This is a genomic window from Pseudomonas brassicacearum (assembly GCF_003732265.1).
In the GTDB taxonomy this organism is placed as follows: Bacteria; Pseudomonadota; Gammaproteobacteria; order Pseudomonadales; family Pseudomonadaceae; genus Aquipseudomonas; species Aquipseudomonas brassicacearum_D.
Genome location: NZ_MOBK01000067.1, coordinates 1 through 299, shown reverse-complemented (window position 1 = coordinate 299; position 299 = coordinate 1). Strand labels below are relative to the sequence as shown.

Below are 299 nucleotides of genomic sequence, written 5' to 3'. Positions count from 1 at the left end.
CGATGTGGCGACGGTACGGCACGCCTTCCGGCAAGTGCTCGCGGCTTTTGGCGAACGCGTCGCGGGCCCACGGCAAGGTCGAGCGACTGAAAGTCAGCGCCAGACCATTAAGGTCGCTGACGACCTTGACCACGTTGGGGTTGAACCGGGTTTCCACGTCTTCGATCGGCTCGGCCAGGGTGGCCATGCGCGCCTCGGTGTGGGCCGCGAGGTTAGCCGCGACCTGATCGATCACGCTCGGCGATCAGCGGTTCGTCACCCTGGACGTTGACCACAATGGCGTCGGGCGCCAGGCCCAG

Annotated in this window: 1 pseudogene; it reads right to left on the bottom strand. The window is 66.2% G+C overall.

Annotation, left to right across the window (positions count from 1 at the left end):
* Positions 1–299 (bottom strand): annotated as a pseudogene (locus BK660_RS30070) (cytidylyltransferase domain-containing protein); the annotation flags it as partial.